The sequence below is a fragment of the Pseudomonas sp. MH9.3 genome (assembly GCF_034354675.1).
GTDB lineage: Bacteria > Pseudomonadota > Gammaproteobacteria > Pseudomonadales > Pseudomonadaceae > Aquipseudomonas.
Genome location: NZ_CP133785.1, coordinates 2,898,822 through 2,918,591, shown reverse-complemented (window position 1 = coordinate 2,918,591; position 19,770 = coordinate 2,898,822). Strand labels below are relative to the sequence as shown.

Here is a 19,770-nt window from a genome sequence, read left to right as displayed (position 1 = left end):
TGTGCGCGATCCTCGGTATGACATTCTTTTTGAGCCGGTACACATAGGGCCGGTTCGCACCCGTAATCGCTTTTACCAAGTGCCGCACTGTAATGGCATGGGCCATGTGCACCCCTCGGCCATGGCCGCCATGCGTGGGGTCAAAGCCGAGGGGGGTTGGGGGGTGGTGTGTACGGAGGAGTGCGAGATCAGCCCGCTGAGCGAATTTTCGCCCTATATAGAAGCGCGCTTATGGGATGAGCGCGACATCCCGGCGCTGGCGAAAATGTGTGAGGCGGTCCATCTGCATGGCTCATTGGCTGGCGTCGAACTTGCGTTCAATGGCTATTCGGCGCCCAATCGCTATAGCCGCGAAATCCCCTGGGCGCCTTCCAATACACCGGTGCGTGGTTACGACCCGGTGCAAGCCCGGGCCATGAGCCGTGCCGATATCAAGCAACTGCGCCAGATGCATCGCGCTGCTGCGTTACGGGCACGCCAGGCGGGTTTCGACATTATCTACGTGTATGCCGGCCACGACCTTGGCCTGCCGTTCCACTTTCTGACCCCACGCAATAACCGGCGCACCGATGAGTACGGTGGGGTGTTGGAGAATCGTGTACGGCTGTTGCGTGAGTTGATTGAAGATACCCGCGATGCGGTGGGTGATTGTTGCGCAGTCGCCGTGCGGCTGGCAGTGGATGAACAGGTCGCTGGCGGGCTGGCCTGCGAGGGCGAAGGCCGCGAGATTTTTTCGCTGTTGGCAGAGCTGCCGGACCTGTGGGATGTCAACGTTGCCGACTGGTCCAACGACAGCGTGACCTCACGGTTTGCCCCTGAAGGTTTTCAAGAGGCGTTCCTGCTCGGGCTCAAAGCGCTGACCACCAAGCCGGTGGTGGGCGTGGGCCGGTTTACCTCACCGGACACCATGGTCTCATTGGTGCGTCGAGGGGTGTTGGACCTGATCGGCGCTGCCCGTCCCTCGATTGCCGATCCCTTCTTGCCAAAGAAGATAGAGGAAGGGCGTCTGGAGGAGATTCGCGAATGCATCGGCTGCAACGTCTGTGTCAGTGGTGACCACACCAGCACGCCGCTGCGCTGCACGCAAAACCCCACCCTGGGTGAAGAGTGGCGGCGCGGCTGGCACCCCGAGTCGTCACCCCGTGCGCATAACCCTGCGCGCGCGCTGGTGGTCGGGGCAGGGCCTGCCGGCCTGGAATGCGCGCGGATACTGGGCGCGCGGGGCATGGAGGTGGCGCTGGTCGAAGGCACGCGCACGCTGGGCGGGCGCGTGTCTCTTGAAGCCAGGCTGCCGGGGTTGGCGAGTTGGTCACGGGTGCTCGACTACCGGCTGGACGCCCTCAGCCGATTGCCTTGCGTAGAGATATATCGAGAAAGTCAGCTACAAGCCCAGGACGTGTTGGACTTCGCCGCCGCCCACGTTTTTATCGCCACCGGTTCGCGCTGGCGCACCGATGGTCTGGGGTGTGCATTGCGCCAGGCCTTGCCGGGGTTGGAACATCTGCCGGTATTGACCCCGGATGATCTGCTGGCCGGGACGGTCCCTGCTTCACCGGTGCTGCTGTTCGATGATGACCACTACTACATGGGCAGTGTGTTGGCAGAGCAGTTGGTAGCGCAGGGCGTGGAGGTGATCTTTGTCACCCCGGCGCCGGATGTGGCGACCTGGACCCATAACACGCTTGAACAACACCGCATCCAGTGTCGCCTGCTGGAACTCAATGTCACGATCATCGCCTCCCACTCGCTGGCGGCGGTGACGCCAGAAGGTGCGGTTGCCAGTTGCATGTACACCGGCCGGCCCAGGTTCATTCCCGTGGCGTCGTTGTTGCTGGTCACCTCCCGTGAGCCTGAGCAAGGCCTGTACCAGGCACTCAACGAGGCAACGGAGCAACGTTTTGAGGCGGGGATTGAATCGGTCGCATTGGTGGGGGACTGCCTGGCGCCTGGAACCATTGCGGCTGCCGTGTATTCAGGGCATCGGCTGGCGCGTGAGTTTGATGCGCCCGTCGGCTCGTTGGTCATGCGTCGCGAAATTCCGCATTTAGAGGTGTTGTAACGTCCTGCTGTGCAAACAATAACAAGGAATAAAATAATGAAAAAAATAGTTCTGATGTTATCGGTGTTGGCCTTCGTCGTAGTGAGCAACTCGGTGTTCGCCAACAACTATGAGGTCATACGCTTCGGTGCTGACCCTAACTACGCGCCTTTTGCCTATAAAGACAATACCGGTACTTTGGTCGGTTTCGAGATTGATATTGGTAACGCCATCTGCGCGCATTTGAACGTGCGCTGCCACTGGGTCGAAAGTGATTTTGACGGCCTGGTTCCCAGCCTCAGGGCCGGCAAGATCGACGCCATACTGGCGTCGGTAACCGTGACCGAAGCGCGGCGCAAGATCATCGACTTCTCTTCGGAAGTGTTCTCCAGCCCCTCCGCCATGGTGTTCAAGACCGGCACCGACCTTGGTGACGCCAAGGGCAAGTCCGTGGGGTATTTGCAGGGCAGTACTCAGGAAGCCTACGCCAAGCGCGTGTTGGCCCCTAAGGGCATGAAAGTGGTGGCCTACGCCGATCAGGAACAGGTTTACGCCGACCTCGTGGCGGGTCGGCTTAACGCTTCGTTGCAGGACGCCCAACAGGCGCAAAGTGGCTTTTTGCGTTCGGCCCAGGGTGCAGGTTTCGAATTGGGCAAGGTCATAGAAAGCGAGCTGATGCCTTCCATGAGCGCCATTGGCATCGCCAAGGGCAATCAGGCGCTGAAGACCCTGCTGGATCAGGGCCTGGCAGCGCTGCATGCCGATGGCACCTATGCTCGCCTGCAAGAACAGTATTTCCCAGGCGTCGACATGTTCAGCGGCAACTGACCGCCCGCCATCACATTTGGAGGGCGTCGTCATGCTGGAGAACGTTGCGCGCTTTGTCGCGACCCTGGAGGGTTTTGCGCCCTTACTGTTGCAAGGCGTATGGGTGACCCTGAAGCTGGCGTTGTTATCGCTGTTGCTGGGGCTGGTCTTCGGCCTGCTCGGGGCGGGTGCCAAGCTGTCACGCGTCAGGGCTTGGCGTGTTTCAGCACAGGTCTACACCACCTTGATCCGTGGGGTGCCGGACCTTGTGTTGATGCTGCTGATCTTTTACGGCGTGCAAACCGCTGTGAGCCGGCTGACGGCTGTGATGGGCTGGGCCTACCTTGAAATCGACCCTTTGACTGCGGGCGTACTGACGCTGGGGTTTATCTACGGTGCTTATTTTACCGAGACCTTTCGTGGCGCCTTGTTGGCGGTGCCACGTGGGCAGGCACTGGCGGCCAAAGCGCTGGGTATGAAGCCCAGCCAAAGCTTCATCTACATAACCTTTGCTCAGATGATGCGCTTCGCCTTGCCGGGGCTTGGCAATAATTGGATGGTCTTGCTCAAGGCGACCGCGTTGGTGTCGATTATCGGTTTGGCAGACTTGGTCAAGGTGGCTCAGGTGGCTGGCAAAAGCAGCCAGCAGCTATTGAGCTTTCTGTTGCTGGCGGGCTTTATTTATCTGCTCCTCAGCAGCGCATCCAATGCAGTGCTGCGCTGGCTTGAGCGTCGTTACGGCGGTGCAAAGCAGGAGGCGCAGCGATGATTGAACTGATGCAGGAATATTGGCGGCCGTTTCTCTATTCCGACGGTCAGCAAATCACCGGCCTGGCCATGACGCTGTGGCTCACCAGTGCTTCGTTATGCCTTGGGCTGCTAGTGGCGTTGCCGTTGTCGATTGCCCGGGTTTCAACCCGCGCGTGGGTACGTTGGCCGGTGCAGGGCTTCACTTATCTGTTTCGGGGAACGCCGCTCTATGTACAGTTGCTGGTCTTTTACACCGGCATATACAGCCTGGCGGCTGTGCGCGAACAGCCGCTTCTGAACGCTTTTTTCCGTGATGCGCTGAACTGCACACTGCTGGCCTTTGCCCTTAACACGGGCGCCTACACCACAGAAATCCTCGCCGGTGCCATCCGCTCCATGCCGCGCGGTGAAGTAGAGGCCGCCAGGGCGTTAGGGTTCGACGGCTGGAAGCTCTACACCTATCTGATCATGCCGTCGGCCCTGCGCCGTTCGTTGCCGTACTACAGCAATGAGGTGATTTTCATGCTGCACTCCACCACGTTGGCGTTCACCGCCACGGTCCCCGATGTGCTGAAAGTGGCCAGGGATGCCAATGCCGCGACCTTTCTGACGTTCGAGTCCTTCGGCATCGCCGCGGCTATTTATCTATGCATCACCTTCGCTCTGGTCGGCCTTTTTCACCTGGCCGAAAAGCGTTGGCTGAGATTTCTAGACCCAAGCCGATAGGAGGTCGTCATGTATGAACGCGTGCATCAATTGCCAGCAACCGTGCCGGGTACGACGCGGCAGATCCATAGTTTTCACTACGGCCCGGCCAATGGCGTGGGCAAGGTCTATATCCAGTCTTCCCTGCATGCCGATGAGCTGCCGGGGATGTTGGTGGTATGGCATCTCAAGCTAGAATTGTTGCGGTTGGAGGCTGCGGGTCTATTGCGCGGTCAGGTGGTGCTGGTGCCGGTGGCCAACCCCATGGGGCTGGAGCAAGTGTTGATGGATGTGCCTCAAGGCCGTTTCGATTACGACAGCCGGGAGAACTTCAATCGGCACTTCCTTGATGTCAGTCGGCAGGTAGGTGATGCCGTCGAGGCACGGCTGACCGATGACCCCGAGGAAAACTTGCGGTTGATTCGTTCGGTGCTGGTGCGGGTGCTCGCCAGCCAGGTGCCCGCCAACCAGGTACAGGCCATGCGCCTGACGCTTCAGCGCCTGGCCTGCGATGCCGATATCGTGCTCGACTTGCATTGTGATTTCGAGGCCGTGCAGCATCTGTATGTGTCGCCGGTTTGCTGGCCGCAAGTGGAACCTCTGGCCCGTTACCTGGGGGCACAAGCGTGCTTTATGGCGACAGACGCCGGTGGGCAGTCCTTCGATGAGTGCTTCAACTTGTTTTGGCAGCATATGGAGGCGCGCTTCCCGCAACGTGTGGCGCCGCCCGGTTTTGCTGTAACGCTGGAGCTGCGCGGTGTGGCCGACGTGAGTGATGAGCTGGCCGATCAGGATTGTCAGGGCTTGATTGACTACCTCACGCACGCGGGCATTATCGAGGGCCAGGCGCCTGAACTGCCGCCATTATTGAACCCGCCCACGCCGCTGGCCGGCGTTGAGCCCGTCGTCAGCCCGGTGGGCGGTTTGATCGTGTTTTGTGCGCAGGTCGGGGATTATTTGAGCGCGGGGCAAGTCGTGGCACACATCATTGACCCGATCAGCGACAGCGTGACGGCCATTGCCTGTACTCGAGCAGGTTTACTGTATGTGCGGTCACTAAGGCGCATGGCCACTAGCGGCATGACGATTGCGCATGTTGCCGGTGCAGACGCCTACCGACTTGGCTACCTGTTGTCGCCCTGAGGCGCGATTGGGTCGGGCAGGGGCGAGAAGGGCGAACGCCCATCGGCACTCTGCAATTCCTGCAAATAATTGCGGAAAATCTGCCCCAGCACCTGGGTCGCCACCTCCAGCTCATCGCGCTGCATGTGTTCGGCCACTTCGTCGGCGGTATCCAGCGCATCTTCGGCGCCGTTGACCGCAGCCATCTTCAGCACGATATACGCCTGAATGTTATTGGCCGGCACGCCCTCACCCTTGAAGAACATGTTGCCGAGCTGAAACTGCGCCTGGGCATGGCCTTGCAACGAGGCTTTCTCGAAGTAGCTCAAGGCTTTGTTGAGGTCCACGGCGGGGTTTTTGCTGTCGTGGTAGAACTCGCCCAACTCGTATTGCGCTTGCGCGTCCCCGTCATCCGCCTGCTTTTGGCACGCGCTCAGGGCTTCGGCCTGGCCGTCCGGCTGGGTATTGAGGGTGCAACGACCCATCGCTGGAATTAACAACGAGTTGCCGCCTGCCTGGGCATGTGCCAGCAGCGGCTGAAGGAGCAACAGGCAGCCCAGAACCAGGGTGCGGCCGGTGCGTTTCATGGGAATCGACTTACCTCTGACGGGGCGCGCGGACCCTCGTGGGATCCAATAAGCGCGCATTATGAAATAAGCAGGCCTCTGCTTACAAAGTCTTTACTCGTTTTTCTGCTGCTTGGGCAAGTTATCTGCCGGATTGCAGGTTAAATCTCGAAAAAAGTAAGAAATCTCTGTAGGCAAAGTAGCAATCTGACGCCGCTGTAGGCAACGTCAGACGGCTGTGCGGGTTTATTTCAGGGCGGCGAAAGCGCGCTCGGCAGCCTCCAGGGTGAGTTTCAATTCCGCGTCACCGTGGGCAATCGAAGTGAAGCCCGCTTCGAAGGCACTCGGCGCCAGGTACACGCCACCGTCCAGCATCAGGTGGAAGAAGCGCTTGAACAGATCGGCGTCGCTGCCCATGACGTCATCAAAGGTGACGATATCGTCGGCGCCGCTGAAATACAGGCCGAACATGCCGCCGGCCTGGGTGGTGACGAACGGAATGCCAGCGGCATCGGCGCGCACCTGCAGGCCGTCGAGCAGGCGGGTGGTGTAGTCGGTCAACTCTGCGTGAAAGCCCGGGCGGCTGATCAGGCGCAACGTGGTCAGGCCGGCGGCCATGGCCAGCGGGTTGCCCGACAGCGTGCCAGCCTGGTACACCGGGCCGAGCGGCGCAATGTGCTGCATAATGGCGCGCTTGCCGCCAAAGCAGCCCACTGGCATGCCGCCGCCGATGATCTTGCCAAACGTGCTCAGGTCCGGCGTAACGCCGTAATGGGCCTGGGCGCCGCCGAGGGCCACACGGAAACCGGTCATCACTTCGTCGAAAATCAGTACCACGCCGTGCTTGTCGCACTGTTCGCGCAGGCCTTCGAGAAAGCCCGGCGCTGGCGGCACGCAGTTCATGTTGCCGGCGACCGGCTCGACGATGATGCATGCCACTTCCTGGCCGACTTCGCTGAGCATCTGCTCGACCGCGCCGATGTCGTTGAATGGCAGGGTCAGGGTGTGTTTGGCGAACGCCGCCGGTACACCCGCCGAACTCGGCACGCCCTGAGTCAGTGCGCCCGAGCCGGCCTTGACCAGCAGGCTGTCGGAGTGGCCGTGGTAGCAGCCTTCGAACTTGATGATGCTGTCGCGGCCAGTGAAACCACGGGCCAGGCGGATCGCGCTCATGGTGGCTTCGGTGCCGGAGCTGACCATGCGCACCATCTCCATCGACGGCACGATGGAGCAGACCAGGTCCGCCATCTCGGTTTCCATGGCGGTCGGCGCGCCGTAGGACAAACCGTGTTGCAACTGCTGGCGCACGGCGTCGAGCACGTCGGGGTGGCTGTGGCCGAGGATCATCGGGCCCCACGAACCCACATAATCGACGTAGCGCTTGTCATCTTCGTCGGTGACGTAGGCACCTTCGGCGTGCTTGAAGAACAGCGGGGTGCCGCCCACGCTCTTGAACGCACGCACGGGGGAGTTCACGCCGCCGGGGATGTGTTTCTGGGCATTGGCAAACAGGGTTTCGGAACGGGACATGATGAGTCTCTCTGCAATCAAATCTTGAGAAGGGCGTTGAAGGCACGGGCGCGGCGCGTGACTTCCTGGGTGCTGTCGGCACCAAACAGACCATGGACCACGGCCAGCAGGTCGGCCCCGTGGGCCACCAGCGGTTCGGCGTTGTCGAGGGTCACACCGCCGATCACGCAGATCGGCAACTGCAGACGCTTGCGCGCCTGGGCGAGCATGTCGACGGTGACGGCCGGGGCGCCGGGCTTGGTGCTGGAATTGAAGAAGCGGCCAAAGGCGACGTAGCTGGCGCCTTCCTTGGCGGCCTGCTCGGCCAGTTCGATCTGGCTGTGGCAGGTGGCGCCGATGATCGCTTTGGAGCCGAGCAGGGCGCGCACCGGGGCCAAAGGACCGTCGGTCTGGCCCAGGTGCACACCGACGCCCAAGCGTGCGGCCAGTTCGGCGTCGTCGTTGATGATCAGGCGGGTCTTGTAGCGCGAGCAGAGTTCGTGGAGTTTCTCCGCTTCGCGCAGGCGCCGGGCCTCGTCGCTGCTTTTGTCGCGGTACTGCAACAGGGTCACACCGCCCTCCAGCGCCGCTTCGACGTAGGCGAGGAATTTACCGGCCAGCAATTGGCTGTCAGTAATGGCGTAAAGGCCACGTAGTTTCATCGAGCAGGCCTCTCGGTGTTGCGAATTGATGTTGCGAGATTGATATTACGAACAGAAATCCAGCGGCAATCGGCGCGGTACGAACTGGCCCTGGCCGAGTTGTTCGGCGTCACGCAGGGTGCGCCAAGTGTAGTTGAGCGCTGATTGCACGGCGCTGACCAGGCCTTCGCCGTGGGCCAGCCGGCCACTGAGCGCACTGGCCAGCGTGCAGCCCGAACCGTGATAGCTGCCGGGCAGGCGCTGGCAGGTAAAGGTCTGGCGCGTGCCGTCACGGCTGTACAGGCGGTTATGCACTTCATGCTCGTCGCCATGGCCGCCGGTGATCAGCAGATGCCGGACAAACGGCAACAGCTTCTCGGCGCAGTCGTCGGCGCTGCCGTCCGGCAGTTCGGCGAGGATGCGCGCTTCGGGCAGGTTGGGCGTGGCGATCAGCGACAGCGGCAACAGGCGCTCGCGCATCGCGTAACCGACTTCGTCCTTGCCCAGGCTGCCGCCGCCGCCGGCCCGCAGCACCGGGTCGCAAACCACCGGCAGGTGCGGGTGCGCCTGCAGCAGCTCGACCACGGTGTCGACCATCGCGGTGGAACCGAGCATGCCCAGCTTGACCGCCGCCACTTCGGAGTCGCTGAGCACGGCGTTGGCCTGGGCCAATACCCACTCGCGGTCGAGTACGCGGAAATCGCTGACATTGACCGTGTTCTGCACGGTCAGGGCCGTGACGGCCGGCGCCGCATGGCAACCCTGCGCGAGCAGGGCTTCGATATCTGCCTGCAGGCCGGCGCCACCACTGGGATCATGGCCGGAGAGACAGAGAACAACAGGGCGAGAGCTGTAGATATTCATGGTGCGCGAGCTTACCACCAAACGCTTTTTGCGTGGCCGTCGGGCGATGGCTGAATTTTGCGCGAGGGCGTCGTTTTTTTGGCGCTTGAAGGCGTCCAAAAAATGGCTGAGAAGCCTGTCCCAGAGCCTTTCAGAATAACGTGCCAATAGTGTCCAATGGCCTTTAGCGGCTATGCTAGAGTGGATTCAAACAACTTAATGTATCGCCGGTATGCGTCTACTCAAAAGGATGGGGGGCTTATTGACCTGACCGGACAGGCCACGCTGGGGCTCTATGCGCTATTTGCTGATTGTATTGTTATGCGGGCTGCCGATGCTCGCCAGCGCCATCGAGTTCACTCAGGACACGCGCAGCCTGCCGCTGGGCAGGGCGATGCAAGTGCTCGAAGACCCCACCGACGTACTGACCATCGCCGATGTCATCGCGCCATCCGCGGCCGCGCGGTTCAAGCCCCATGACAAAGACACCCTCAACGCCGGCTATTCGCGTTCGGTGTTCTGGCTCAAGGTCGACTTGCAGTATGTGCCATGGCTCGTCGATGCCCAGCGCACCTGGCTGCTGGAGCTGGCCTACCCGCCCCTGGACCACCTCGACCTCTACCTGCCTGACCACACCGGTCACTATCGCCTGGCCGGCCGCACCGGTGACGCGTTGCCTTTTTCGAACCGCGAGATTCGCCAGAACAACTACCTGTTCAAACTCGACTTCGCCCCCGGCGAACGGAAGACCGTCTACCTGCGCCTGCAAAGCGAAGGCTCGATCCAGGCGCCGCTGACGCTGTGGTCCAGCACCGCGTACCTCGAACAACAGCCACTGCGCCTGTACGTGTTGGGCCTGATCTACGGCGTGCTGCTGGGCATGCTGGTGTACAACCTGTTCATCTACCTGAGCGTGCGCGACACCAGCTACCTCTATTACATTCTCTATATTGCCGCGTTCGGCATGTACCAACTGTCGGTGAACGGCGCGGCGGTCGAATATTTCTGGCCGAACAGCCCGTGGTGGGCCAATGCGGCGACGCCGTTTCTGATCGGCTGCGCGGCATTGTTCGGCAGCCTGTTCACGCGCAGTTTCCTCAGCACCGCCGAGCACAGCCGCTGGATCAATCGCCTGCTGCTGACGCTGGTGGGCTGCGGCGCGGTGGTTATGCTGCTGTCGCTGATGACCAGCTACGCCCTCGCGTTGCGCCTGGCCACCGGCCTGGCGCTGGTGTTCACCGTGACCATCTTTGTCGCGGCCATCAAGGCGTGGTACTGCGGCCAGCGCGTGGCGCGCTATTTCATCATCGCCTGGTCGGCCTTCCTGCTGGGCGGGGTGGTCAATACGCTGATGGTGCTGGGCTACCTGCCCAATGTGTTCCTCACCATGTACGCCAGCCAGATCGGTTCGGCCATTGAAGTGTCATTGCTGTCGCTGGCCCTGGCCGACCGCATCAACGCCATGCGCGAGCAGCAGGCGCAGATTCTGCTCGACGCCAGCCAGACACTCGAAGGGCTCAACCAGCAACTGGCCCGCAGCAACCTGCTCAAGGACGAATTCCTCGCCACCCTGACCCACGAACTGCGCACCCCGATGAACGGCGTGATCGGCTCACTGGAGCTGATGCACACCCAACCGCTGACGGAGGAACTGGCGCATTACCATCAGACTGCCGCCGGATCGGCACGGGACATGATGCGCATGGTCAACGGCATCCTCACCCTCACCGAACTGCAGGCCGGGCGCCTCAGCCCGCAGCCCCGCGCATTCAGCCTGCGTGGCACGCTCGAGACCTTGCGCCAGCAATTCAGCGTCAGTGCGCAGAGCCGGGGCCTGGCGTTTACCGTGGACGTAACCGACGACCTGCCGGACCGGCTGATCGGCGACCCCGACAAACTGGTGCAGTGCCTCGATTGCCTGCTGGACAACGCGTTCAAGTTCACTCATCACGGCTCCGTGCGCCTGCGCGTGGTGGGCGTGCCTCACGGCGACGGCCGCCTGCGCCTGAGCTTTATCGTCACCGACACCGGCATCGGTTTCGCCTTTCTCGAAGAGGCCACCCTGTACCAACGCTTCTTCCAGCTCGACGGCTCGATGACCCGTGAATACGGCGGCCTGGGTATCGGCCTGGCGATCTGCCGGCAACTGATCGAGTTGCAGGGCGGGCGCCTGACCCATCATTCCGAGCCGCGCAAGGGCAGCCGCTTCCAGCTGGACGTGGAACTGGACAGCGTGAGGCCAGACCCCGACGCCGTGCGCTCGGGCAAGGAGCGCTCCGCCAATGAGTGCGCGGTGCTGCTGGTGGACGACAACAGCGTTGGCCAATTGGCCGTGCGCGGCATGTTGCTCAAGCTCGGTTACCGGGTGAAAACCGTGGACAGCGGGCCGATGGCGCTGGCGGCCCTGCAGGCCGAGCGTTTTGACGCGGTATTGCTGGACGTGCCTGAAGGCGGTTTCTCGTTGTGCTGTCAGATCCGCGCACTGCCTGGCTGCGGCGAGCTGCCGGTGATTGCCCTGGGTGGGGCATCCAGCGCACCGGAGCGCGAACATTGTCATGGCGTCGGTATCACTGAACGACTGGTCAAACCGGTGCGTTTCGACGTTCTGCAGACGGTACTGGAACGCCGCGTGTTACGCGCACAGGAGGGCGAAGGCGCCGTGCAATCGGCGGGTATGCCACTTTTTTAAGCACAGTGACGATGCTTAACTGAAAAGCATTGGGCCTCATCGAGCCGCCTCTTGACTGCCGGAGGGCGGCGATCGACATGGGCCTTTTTTCCAGGAGGCCTTGATGAACCTGCATCAGTTTGCCGAAACCCACGACGTCACCAATCAGCCGCCGTCCCTGGATGGCATCAACCTGTACCGCATCGACCTGCCTTTGCAGGACTGGTCACGCCGCTTTGGTGCCGGCTGGGCGCAGCCGCGCATCGATGCCTATGGCGCGCTGGCCGGTGGTCCGTTGATGGAGGCCGGGTTCCTGGCGAACCAGAACAAGCCGGTGTTCAGCAGCCATGATCGTTATGGCCATCGTATCGACCTGGTGGAGTTTCATCCGGCCTATCACCAATTGATGCGCACCGCCGTTGAACACGGCCTGCCGTCGCTGCCGTGGGCTCACCCGCAAGACGGCGCTCACGTGGCCCGCGCCGCGATGACCTACCTGCACACCCAGGCGGAAGCCGGCACCGGTTGCCCGCTGACCATGACCTTCGCCAGCGTTCCGGCCCTGCGCCTGCAGCCGGAGCTGGCGCAGGCCTGGTTGCCGAAAATCCTCAGCACCGACTACGACGGGCGCAACGTCGGCATGGCCCACAAGGCCGGCGTCACCCTCGGCATGGCCATGACCGAAAAACAGGGCGGCACCGACGTGCGCGCCAACACCACCCACGCCTATCCGGTGGGCGCCGGCGGGCCCGGGCAAGCCTATGAGCTGGTGGGCCACAAGTGGTTCTGCTCGGCGCCGATGTGCGATGCCTTCCTCACCCTGGCCCAGACCGACAAGGGCCTCAGCTGTTTCCTGCTGCCACGCCACCGGCCGGACGACACGCGCAATGAGTTCTATATCCAGCGCCTGAAAAACAAACTGGGCAATTGCTCCAACGCCTCCAGCGAAGTGGAGTTTCGCGGCGCGCTGGCGTGGATGGTCGGCGAAGAGGGGCGTGGCGTGCCGACCATTATCGAGATGGTCGCCATGACCCGCTTCGACTGCATGGTCGGCTCCAGCGCCCTGATGCGCCAGGCGCTGACCCAGGCCAGCCATCATTGCGCCCATCGCCGCGTGGGCGGTCGCGTGCTCAGCGAGCAACCCTTGATGCAGAACGTGCTGGCCGACCTGGCCCTGGAAAGCGAGGCGGCCCTGGCGTTGAGCCTGCGCATGGGCCGCGCCCTGGATCACCTGGGCGATGAACACGAAGCGCGGTTCGCCCGGCTGGTAACGGCGGTGGGCAAGTATTGGATCTGCAAGCGCGCGCCGGCGATGATCAACGAAGCGGCTGAGTGCATGGGCGGTGCCGGCTATGTGGAGGACAGCATCCTGCCGCGCCTGTACCGTGAGGCACCGGTGAATTCGACGTGGGAAGGTTCCGGCAACGTGCAATGCCTGGACGTGCTGCGCGCGCTGTCCAAGGAGCCGGGTGTGCTGGAGACGCTGTTTGTCGAACTCGGCGATGGGCATGGCGACAGGCAGTTGGCGCGGCATATCCAACAGTTGAAGACCGCGTTTATGGACACTCAGGACATTCAATACCGCGCGCGGCAATTGACCGAAGACATCGCCGTGGCATTGCAGGCCAAGTTGCTGCTGGAGGCGGGGAATGCGGCGGTGAGTGAGGGGTTTATTGCCAGCCGGTTGGGTGAGTCGTCCGCGCGCGTTTACGGCACATTGCCGCGTGGGGTGGAGGTAGAAGCGATTGTTGCGCGCTCAACCCCCCAATCGGTCTGACTGCAAGCGGTCAGAATGTGGAGGGGGCTTGCTCCCGATAGCGGTGCATCAGCTACAGCCAGGCTGATTGACACACTGCAATCGGGAGCAAGCCCCCTCCCACATTTACGGCATTCCAATTCCGGTGTTTCAGTGCAGCCGCGATACAGGCAAGATAAAGGCCTGCAAGTCAGCACACAGGATGCTTACCGTGACCGAAGCTTTTGTTGTCGTTCAAACCGCCGAAGAAGCCGTGGACCGGCTGGCCGCTCTGCACGAGCGTGCGACCGGCGCGCTCAACCAGGCCCTCAAGCAATACCTCAAGGACCGCGTCGAACCCGATGCCGACCAGCGCGCGCTGTTTCGCTACCCGGAGCTGCGCCTGACCTACCACTGCCATGGCGAAGTCCCACAGACCACCCGGGCCTACGCCAAGGTGCAGCTGCCCGGCACCTACAGCGTGACCGTCACCCACCCGGCAGCCTTCCGTAAATACCTGCTCGAACAGCTGGTGCCGCTGATGCACGACTTCACCGTGACGGTGGAAGTGGGCGTCAGCCAGCAGAACATTCCGTACCCGTACGTGGTGGAGCAGGGCGATGAACTGGCCGGCTCCGGTGTGACCGCCGCGACCCTGGCGCGCGTGTTCCCCAGCACCGACCTGTCGGCCGCCACCGATGGCATCGCCGACGGCCTCTACGACTGGGAAAACACCGACCCGCTGCCGCTGGCGCTGTTCGATGCGGCCCGCGTGGACTTTTCCCTGCGCCGCCTGGTGCATTACACCGGCAGCGACTGGCGCCATGTGCAGCCGTGGATCCTGCTGACCAACTACCACCGCTACGTCGACCAGTTCATCCTGCATGGCCTGGAACAACTGCGCAGCGACCCGCGTTTTGTGCGCATGGTGCTGCCGGGCAACGTGATCATCGACAAAAACATGGACCACGGCGAAGCCTCGGCGATTGCCGCAGGCGTGGTGTGGCACCGCTACCAGATGCCGGCCTATCACCTGCAGGCCACCGACGGCCACGGCGTGACCCTGGTGAACATCGGCGTCGGCCCGTCCAATGCCAAGAACATCACCGACCACCTGGCGGTACTGCGCCCGCACTGCTGGCTGATGATCGGCCACTGCGGCGGCCTGCGCCAATCCCAGACCATCGGCGACTATGTACTGGCCCACGCCTATATGCGCCGCGACGGGATCCTCGACCGGGTGGTACCGCCGAATATCCCGATTCCGGCGCTGGCCGAAGTGCAGATGGCCTTGCAGCAGGCGGCTGCCAGCGTCACCGGCGAAAAAGGCGAAGAGCTGAAAAAACGCCTGCGCACCGGCACCGTGCTGACCTACGACGACCGTAACTGGGAGCTGCGCTGGGCGCAGGAGCGGCCGCTGATCAACCTGTCCCGCGCCGTGGCCGTGGACATGGAAAGCGGCACCATCGCAGCGCAAGGTTACCGGCTGCGCGTGCCCTACGGCACCCTGCTGTGCGTGTCGGACAAGCCGTTGCACAGTGAAATCAAATTGCCCGGTTCGGCCAACGCATTCTATGAGCGCGCGGTCAGCCAGCACTTGAAGATCGGCATCGAGGCAGTCGACCTGCTGCGCACCGAACTCAACTCGCTGCACTCGCGCAAACTGCGCAGCTTCGACGAGCCGCCGTTCCGCTAAGCGGTTGGGATGGTCATTTGGCGGTCAGGCCACTAGCATTGTCGGTCCTGACCGTTAGATGTTCCTTTGCCATGTCCCGTCCCACCCGTCCCGATTCGCGCCGCCCTGGCGTGAAACCTTCGCAGGCTGCCCCCCGTCGTGTCGCCAAGGCGCCGCCGGCCGAGCCGAAGCTGATCCTGTTCAACAAACCCTTCGATGTGCTGACTCAGTTCAGCGACGAAGGCGGGCGCGCGACCCTCAAGGATTTTATCGACATCCCCGGCATCTACCCGGCGGGCCGCCTGGACCGTGACAGCGAAGGCCTGCTGCTGCTGACCAACGACGGCCAGTTGCAGGCGCGCATCGCCGACCCACGGCACAAGCTGGCGAAAACCTATTGGGTGCAGGTGGAAGGCGAGCCGACTGACGCGCAACTGCAACGCCTGCGCGACGGTGTGGAACTCAACGACGGCATGACCTTGCCCGCCCAAGCCCGGCTGTTGGACGAGCCTGAGCTGTGGCCGCGCAACCCGCCGGTGCGCTTTCGCAAAAGTGTGCCCACACACTGGCTGGAACTGGTGATTCGCGAAGGGCGTAACCGTCAGGTACGGCGCATGACCGCGGCGGTGGGCTTGCCGACCTTGCGCCTGGTGCGCGTGCGTATTGGCGATTGGTCTATCGAAGGGCTGGATCAGGGCCAGTGGAAGGCGGTGCCGGCGCATTTATAAGGCGCCGGACTCGATCAGGCCGATCACCACGCTCTTGATCATGAACGCGGCGATGCCCAGGCCCAGCACCAGGAACAGGATGAGCGAGCCAAAGCGTCCGGCGTTGGATTTTTTCGCCAGGTCCCACACGATAAAGCCCATGAAGAGGATCAGCAGGGTCACCAGACCGGTCATCATCCATTCTTCGAACCGAGCGGGGTCGAGGGTGTTCATGGGAGCCTTCCTTGCGCAAATTCAAGTGTGGCAGGAGGCTTGCTCCCGATAGCCGGGTGTCCGTCAGCTTATTCATAAACTGACACGCCGCTATCGGGAGCAAGCCCCCTCCCACAGGGTAATGCCGTTCAGTTAAGCGCAGATTCCCTGTGGCGAGCAGGCTCGTCCTGCGTTGGGCTGCGTAGCAGCCCCAAAACCAGGCGCTGAGCAGTATCAGGTACACCGCGTTTTCCTTGATTAGGGGCGCTGCGCACCCCAACGCGGCGGCCCCCTAAGTCGCCGTTACCGCAGAAACCGATAGGTACACCGAAAAGTCGCACCGCTCATTGCTTCGAGCATCACGCTGGCTTAACTGAACGGCATTACTCCCACAGGGGAACTTCAGTGTGCTTCAGGTCAGGTACGCAAGTGCGTCAGCGGCAGTTCGGTGCTGTTGAGCACCTGGTTGAGCACGAAGCTGGAGCGCACGCTGGTCACGCCTTCGATGCGGGTCAGATGGCCCAGCAGCAGTTTTTGATAGTGATCCATGTCCGGCACCACCACTTTGAGCTGATAGTCCGCGTCCATCCCGGTCACCAGACTGCATTCCAGCACCTGGGGCAGGGTGCGGATGGCGGCTTCAAAATTCTCGAAGCGCTCGGGGGTGTGCCGGTCCATGCCGATCAGCACATAGGCGGTCAGGCTCAAGCCGAGCATCTTGCGATCGAGCAGGGCGACCTGGCGGGAGATATAGCCGTCGTCTTCCAGTTGCTTGACCCGGCGCGAGCAGGGCGACGGCGACAGGCCGATACGCTCGGCCAGCTCCTGGTTGGAGATCCTCGCGTCGCGCTGCAATTCCGCCAGAATACTCAGGTCGTATCGGTCAAGCTTGCTCATCGGGTTAGCCTTTGTCGTAACTATTGCGATGAATTATCCATGAAGGGTTAAAAATTGCGCAAGCACTGTTTATTGACGCAATCTTCGCAATCATCCGTCGGGCGTGGGCGGGTATCGTTGTCAACAGAATCACCGCCTGGACAACAGTCCACAGCAGCTCGCCCAATCAGGTGCGTTGCGGCCGCCACCCCAGCAGGGTTGAGCCGACCTCCAGGCTGCACACTGTCGACACGACGGCGTGAGGTGAGCCAACGTCAAAAGCGTTGCGCCAGGACGAAATTCTCAAGGGGTGGCCGACGGGTTGCCCCTTTTCTTTTGCCGCGGTTTTTACCTGCGATGAAACTTCTTGTGACTGATAACCTGTGCCAGAACCGGGCGAGGCTTTCCCAGTCTCATGTTCAAGCCCTAATCCGCAGTGAGGAATAGCATGAAGCGCATCTGGCGTATGGCAGGTGTTGGTTTGCTGGTGGCAAGCGTCGGCGCGCAGGCATTGGCCGATGAGCGCGATGGCGCGCCGGGGCCTGGTCCCGGGCCGAGGCCTCAGGGCGGCGGGCAGCATGAACGCGGGCCGGAAGGCGGTGGGCGGGCGGAAAACAATCAGCCGCGCCCGGAAAATCAGCGCGTTGAACGTGGTGCCCCGAACGCGGGCAGCCAAGGGCAGGGACGTCCACCCGGCAACGAGCCGGGCCGGCCTGCGCCGCCGCCGTCCAATAAGCTGCCGATCCAGGGGCGCCCGGATACCGTGCGTCAGACCGAGGAGCCGCGTCAGGGTTACTACCGCGACATCCCCCGGCGCAATGACGACAACCGGCATTGGGAGGCCGGCGGCCCCGGTTCACGTCCCGGCTTCAACGGCCGTCCCGACGACAACCGCTGGCCAGGCCGCCCCGACGGGCATGGCAACGGTTGGGGTCCCGGCCCGCAACATCGTCCGGGTTACGTCATCGACCGCTTCCCCGACCGCAATTACCGTGTGCCGTACCGGGGCCAGGATTATTTCTTCTCTGGCGGCTACTGGTATCGCCCCCAGGGCCCGCATTACGTGGTGGTGACGCCGCCGTACGGCATCCGTGTGCAGTATTTGCCGGACTACGCGCGCGAAGTGCGGGTGGGCGGTTCGCTGTTGTTCCTCGCTGCGGGCGCCTATTACGCCTATGAGGAAAGCACGCGGCAATACGTGGTCGTGCAACCGCCGGCAGAGGCGCCCCCGCCGCCGCCTCCATCGCAGGGCGAGGGCTATGACGTGGTGGCCTACCCCGCCAACGGCCAGTCACCGGCCCAGGTGCAGCAGGACGGTTACGACTGCTATCGCTGGGCGGTGCAGCAGAGCGGCTTTGACCCGCGCACCGTCACCTACGCCCCGGACCCTGCGGTGGTACAAGCCTACCGTCAGGCCCAGGGCAACTGCCTGAGCAGTCGCGGTTATCAGGTGCAGTACTAGGCCTTGGCGCCGGTGACCACTTCCTGCGGGTCGGCGTGCACCAGCACTTCGGCGCGCGGGTAGGCCTGGTGAATGGCATCGGCGGCCTGGTCGCTGATGCCATGGGCCACCGACAAGGTCAGTTCCCCCGGCAACTCCAGGTGCAGTTGCACAAACCAGTGATTACCCGACACCCGCGTGCGCAAGTCATGGGCACCCAGCACACCCGGCACGCTGCGAGCCAGCTCGAGCATGTGCTGGCTGACGTCGGTGGGCAGCTCTTCATCCATCAGCACCGCAAAGCTTTCCCGGGCGATCTGGATGGCGCTCCACAGGATATAAGCCGAGATGCCCAGGCCGAACCACGCATCCACCTGATGAAAGCCGATGCCTGCCAACACCAGCGCCACCAGAATGCTGCCGTTGAGCATCAAGTCGGAGCGGTAATGCAGTGAATCGGCGCGCACCGCGTTGGAGCCGGTTTCGCGGATCACCCGGTGTTGCAGCATCAGCAACGCCACGGTCAGCACCAGGGAAAACACGATCACGCCGATGCTCAGCCAGGGCGCACCGACCGGTTCCGGGTGGTGCAGGCGGTGGTAGGCCTGGAAGGCAATCAACACCGCACTGCCCGCGATAAACAGCGCCTGGGCCATGCCCGACAGCGATTCCGCCTTGCCGTGGCCGTAACGGTGATCGTCATCGGCCGGGCGCAGGGCGTAATGCACCGCGAGCAGATTGAGCAGCGACGTCACGCCGTCAAGCAGTGAGTCGGTCAACCCTGCGAGCATGCTCACCGAACCACTGAACCACCAGGCAATGGCCTTGGTGACGATCAGCGCACTGGCCACCGCCACCGAGGCGCGGGTTGCCTGGCGCAGGAGCCTGGCGTGTTCGGGACTGCTGGTCATGGGTGATCCTTAAGCGGCGGGCTGCAGGCCGAGGGAAGCCAGTTGTTGCACGCTGCCCTTGAACTGGATCAGGCGCGGGTCATCCAGCGGCAGGTTGCGGCCGGTTTCCTTCTCAATGATCGATTGCAGCTTGAGGTTGTCGACCTTGCCATCGGCGCCAACGGCTTCGTGGAGTTTCTGCGGATCGACCTGGGCGGTCTTGCCCGGTTCGAAGTAGATCGCGCCGGTGGCGAAGTCGACACCAAAGGCGATCAGCCCGGGGATCACGTAGAACAACAAGCCGATGGCATCGAGCACGGCGATGGTCGGGTCGATCTTGCCGTCGAGCTGGCCACGGCGATCCGGGTACATGATCGAGCCGCAGGCGGTGAGTTGGCTCAGCAGGGTGACGGCCAAAACACCGCCGATGACACGGGAAGCAATACGCATGGAAATCTCCTCAACACAGTTGAAAGTGACTATAAGCCCATTCTGTTGAACGACGCCGACCCAAGGTGGGAGCAGGCCAGTGGTGTTTCTCAGACCAGCGTCGGCATTGGGCCGTTCGCCGTTATACTCGCCGC

At 62.5% G+C, this 19,770-nt stretch carries 18 protein-coding genes; 10 read left to right on the top strand and 8 right to left on the bottom strand.

Annotated elements, in window-relative coordinates; translation table 11 throughout:
* Position 1 precedes the first annotated feature (1 nt).
* From RHM60_RS12755 to RHM60_RS12735, 5 genes are read left to right on the top strand one after another with little or no spacing between them, the layout of a single operon-like run.
* Positions 2-2,059, top strand: coding sequence for an FAD-dependent oxidoreductase (locus RHM60_RS12755; protein WP_322212007.1), 2,058 nt, complete (start codon positions 2-4; stop codon positions 2,057-2,059).
* A 36-nt stretch (positions 2,060-2,095) separates the two neighbouring features.
* Positions 2,096-2,866: a transporter substrate-binding domain-containing protein gene (locus RHM60_RS12750; RefSeq protein ID WP_322212006.1), complete on the top strand. Its 771-nt coding sequence runs from the start codon at positions 2,096-2,098 to the stop codon at positions 2,864-2,866.
* A 31-nt stretch (positions 2,867-2,897) separates the two neighbouring features.
* Entirely contained in the window at positions 2,898-3,614 is a 717-nt protein-coding gene (locus tag RHM60_RS12745) for an ABC transporter permease subunit (protein ID WP_322214609.1), read from the top strand.
* Positions 3,611-4,321: an ABC transporter permease gene (locus RHM60_RS12740; protein WP_231422573.1), complete on the top strand. Its 711-nt coding sequence runs from the start codon at positions 3,611-3,613 to the stop codon at positions 4,319-4,321. The genes RHM60_RS12745 and RHM60_RS12740 overlap by 4 nt, the downstream gene beginning before the upstream one ends.
* A gap of 9 nt (positions 4,322-4,330) precedes the next feature.
* Positions 4,331-5,443, top strand: a complete 1,113-nt coding sequence (locus tag RHM60_RS12735) for a succinylglutamate desuccinylase/aspartoacylase family protein (RefSeq protein ID WP_322212005.1) — start codon at positions 4,331-4,333, stop codon at positions 5,441-5,443.
* On the opposite strand, the gene RHM60_RS12730 is transcribed toward RHM60_RS12735, so the two are convergent.
* From RHM60_RS12730 to RHM60_RS12715, 4 genes are all read right to left on the bottom strand, one after another.
* A complete protein-coding gene (locus RHM60_RS12730; RefSeq protein ID WP_322212004.1) occupies positions 5,425-6,009 on the bottom strand; it encodes a tetratricopeptide repeat protein in 585 nt (194 codons plus the stop codon). The two genes, RHM60_RS12735 and RHM60_RS12730, sit on opposite strands and share 19 nt — an antisense overlap.
* 225 nt (positions 6,010-6,234) lie before the next feature.
* Positions 6,235-7,518, bottom strand: coding sequence for a glutamate-1-semialdehyde 2,1-aminomutase (gene hemL / locus RHM60_RS12725; protein ID WP_209985144.1), 1,284 nt, complete (start codon positions 7,516-7,518; stop codon positions 6,235-6,237).
* 17 nt (positions 7,519-7,535) lie between these two features.
* On the bottom strand, positions 7,536-8,159 hold the full coding sequence (gene thiE, locus RHM60_RS12720; RefSeq protein ID WP_322212003.1) for a thiamine phosphate synthase: 624 nt from the start codon (positions 8,157-8,159) through the stop codon (positions 7,536-7,538).
* A gap of 45 nt (positions 8,160-8,204) precedes the next feature.
* The gene (locus RHM60_RS12715; RefSeq protein WP_231422576.1) at positions 8,205-9,002 is read right to left on the bottom strand and encodes a hydroxymethylpyrimidine/phosphomethylpyrimidine kinase; all 798 of its coding nucleotides are present in this window, start codon (positions 9,000-9,002) and stop codon (positions 8,205-8,207) included.
* A 274-nt stretch (positions 9,003-9,276) separates the two neighbouring features.
* Here RHM60_RS12715 and RHM60_RS12710 point away from each other — a divergent pair, with 274 nt between their 5' ends.
* The 4 genes from RHM60_RS12710 (at position 9,277) to RHM60_RS12695 (ending at position 15,787) form a co-directional block, all read left to right on the top strand.
* Positions 9,277-11,670: a 7TM diverse intracellular signaling domain-containing protein gene (locus RHM60_RS12710; RefSeq protein WP_322212002.1), complete on the top strand. Its 2,394-nt coding sequence runs from the start codon at positions 9,277-9,279 to the stop codon at positions 11,668-11,670.
* A gap of 103 nt (positions 11,671-11,773) precedes the next feature.
* Positions 11,774-13,426 carry an acyl-CoA dehydrogenase family protein gene (locus RHM60_RS12705; RefSeq protein WP_231422578.1) on the top strand — a complete coding sequence of 551 codons (1,653 nt, stop codon included), beginning with the start codon at positions 11,774-11,776 and terminating at the stop codon, positions 13,424-13,426.
* A gap of 181 nt (positions 13,427-13,607) precedes the next feature.
* On the top strand, positions 13,608-15,080 hold the full coding sequence (gene amn / locus RHM60_RS12700) for an AMP nucleosidase (protein ID WP_209985129.1): 1,473 nt from the start codon (positions 13,608-13,610) through the stop codon (positions 15,078-15,080).
* Positions 15,081-15,151: 71 nt separating this feature from the next.
* On the top strand, positions 15,152-15,787 hold the full coding sequence (locus RHM60_RS12695) for a pseudouridine synthase (RefSeq protein ID WP_322212001.1): 636 nt from the start codon (positions 15,152-15,154) through the stop codon (positions 15,785-15,787).
* On the opposite strand, the gene RHM60_RS12690 is transcribed toward RHM60_RS12695, so the two are convergent.
* Together RHM60_RS12690 and RHM60_RS12685 are read right to left on the bottom strand one after the other, a co-directional pair.
* Positions 15,782-16,000 carry a DUF2788 domain-containing protein gene (locus RHM60_RS12690; RefSeq protein WP_322212000.1) on the bottom strand — a complete coding sequence of 73 codons (219 nt, stop codon included), beginning with the start codon at positions 15,998-16,000 and terminating at the stop codon, positions 15,782-15,784. The genes RHM60_RS12695 and RHM60_RS12690 overlap by 6 nt on opposite strands.
* A 396-nt stretch (positions 16,001-16,396) precedes the next feature.
* Positions 16,397-16,876, bottom strand: coding sequence for an Lrp/AsnC family transcriptional regulator (locus RHM60_RS12685; RefSeq protein ID WP_003176264.1), 480 nt, complete (start codon positions 16,874-16,876; stop codon positions 16,397-16,399).
* Between the two features lie 427 nt (positions 16,877-17,303).
* Here RHM60_RS12685 and RHM60_RS12680 point away from each other — a divergent pair, with 427 nt between their 5' ends.
* The gene (locus RHM60_RS12680) at positions 17,304-18,317 is read left to right on the top strand and encodes a DUF6515 family protein (protein ID WP_209985122.1); all 1,014 of its coding nucleotides are present in this window, start codon (positions 17,304-17,306) and stop codon (positions 18,315-18,317) included.
* On the opposite strand, the gene RHM60_RS12675 is transcribed toward RHM60_RS12680, so the two are convergent.
* The gene (locus RHM60_RS12675) at positions 18,314-19,207 is read right to left on the bottom strand and encodes a cation diffusion facilitator family transporter (RefSeq protein WP_322211999.1); all 894 of its coding nucleotides are present in this window, start codon (positions 19,205-19,207) and stop codon (positions 18,314-18,316) included. The genes RHM60_RS12680 and RHM60_RS12675 overlap by 4 nt on opposite strands.
* 9 nt (positions 19,208-19,216) lie before the next feature.
* Positions 19,217-19,636, bottom strand: a complete 420-nt coding sequence (locus RHM60_RS12670) for a hypothetical protein (protein WP_057008634.1) — start codon at positions 19,634-19,636, stop codon at positions 19,217-19,219.
* Positions 19,637-19,770 lie beyond the last annotated feature (134 nt).

Coding starts and splice junctions, on each gene's coding strand:
- RHM60_RS12750 (WP_322212006.1), top strand. CDS start 2,096: ATGAAAAAAATAGTTCTGATGTTATCGGTGTTGGCCTTCGTCGTAGTG.
- RHM60_RS12745 (WP_322214609.1), top strand. CDS start 2,898: ATGCTGGAGAACGTTGCGCGCTTTGTCGCGACCCTGGAGGGTTTTGCG.
- RHM60_RS12740 (WP_231422573.1), top strand. CDS start 3,611: ATGATTGAACTGATGCAGGAATATTGGCGGCCGTTTCTCTATTCCGAC.
- RHM60_RS12735 (WP_322212005.1), top strand. CDS start 4,331: ATGTATGAACGCGTGCATCAATTGCCAGCAACCGTGCCGGGTACGACG.
- RHM60_RS12730 (WP_322212004.1), bottom strand. CDS start 6,009: ATGAAACGCACCGGCCGCACCCTGGTTCTGGGCTGCCTGTTGCTCCTT.
- hemL (WP_209985144.1), bottom strand. CDS start 7,518: ATGTCCCGTTCCGAAACCCTGTTTGCCAATGCCCAGAAACACATCCCC.
- thiE (WP_322212003.1), bottom strand. CDS start 8,159: ATGAAACTACGTGGCCTTTACGCCATTACTGACAGCCAATTGCTGGCC.
- RHM60_RS12715 (WP_231422576.1), bottom strand. CDS start 9,002: ATGAATATCTACAGCTCTCGCCCTGTTGTTCTCTGTCTCTCCGGCCAT.
- RHM60_RS12710 (WP_322212002.1), top strand. CDS start 9,277: ATGCGCTATTTGCTGATTGTATTGTTATGCGGGCTGCCGATGCTCGCC.
- RHM60_RS12705 (WP_231422578.1), top strand. CDS start 11,774: ATGAACCTGCATCAGTTTGCCGAAACCCACGACGTCACCAATCAGCCG.
- amn (WP_209985129.1), top strand. CDS start 13,608: ATGCTTACCGTGACCGAAGCTTTTGTTGTCGTTCAAACCGCCGAAGAA.
- RHM60_RS12695 (WP_322212001.1), top strand. CDS start 15,152: ATGTCCCGTCCCACCCGTCCCGATTCGCGCCGCCCTGGCGTGAAACCT.
- RHM60_RS12690 (WP_322212000.1), bottom strand. CDS start 16,000: ATGAACACCCTCGACCCCGCTCGGTTCGAAGAATGGATGATGACCGGT.
- RHM60_RS12685 (WP_003176264.1), bottom strand. CDS start 16,876: ATGAGCAAGCTTGACCGATACGACCTGAGTATTCTGGCGGAATTGCAG.
- RHM60_RS12680 (WP_209985122.1), top strand. CDS start 17,304: ATGAAGCGCATCTGGCGTATGGCAGGTGTTGGTTTGCTGGTGGCAAGC.
- RHM60_RS12675 (WP_322211999.1), bottom strand. CDS start 19,207: ATGACCAGCAGTCCCGAACACGCCAGGCTCCTGCGCCAGGCAACCCGC.
- RHM60_RS12670 (WP_057008634.1), bottom strand. CDS start 19,636: ATGCGTATTGCTTCCCGTGTCATCGGCGGTGTTTTGGCCGTCACCCTG.